The organism is Micromonospora sp. DT227 (assembly GCF_049841835.1).
Classification (GTDB): domain Bacteria; phylum Actinomycetota; class Actinomycetes; order Mycobacteriales; family Micromonosporaceae; genus Micromonospora.
Map to the genome: position 1 here is coordinate 1 of NZ_JBNCLA010000062.1, position 450 is coordinate 450.

A 450-nucleotide genomic window follows, 5' to 3' on the forward strand; every position below is an offset into this window, starting at 1 on the left:
GGCCTCTTCGAGGATGAGGTGGGCGTTGGTACCGCTGATCCCGAACGACGACACCCCAGCCCGCCGCGGCCGACCGTCGACAGGCCACGGTGTCGCCTCGGTCAACAACTGCACCGACCCGGCCGACCAATCCACATGGGTAGACGGGGCGTCCACGTGCAGCGTCCTGGGCATCAGCCCGTGCCGCATCGCGAGAACCATTTTGATGATCCCGGCGACACCCGCGGCCGCCATGGTGTGACCGATGTTCGACTTCACCGACCCCAACCGCAACGGCCGCCCCGCCGGCCGGTCCTGACCGTACGCGGCGATCAGCGCCTGCGCCTCGATCGGATCACCCAGGGTGGTGCCCGTACCGTGCGCCTCCACCACATCCACGTCGCTCGGCGTCAGCCGCGCGTTGGCCAGGGCCTGACGGATCACCCGCTGCTGCGACGGCCCATTCGGAGC

1 protein-coding gene is annotated in these 450 nt (G+C 69.6%); it reads right to left on the reverse strand.

All coding sequences use genetic code 11. The features are described from left to right. The coding region (locus ACLQ2W_RS33895; RefSeq protein WP_425791980.1) for a ketoacyl-synthetase C-terminal extension domain-containing protein at window positions 1-450 on the reverse strand (450 nt) is incomplete at both ends.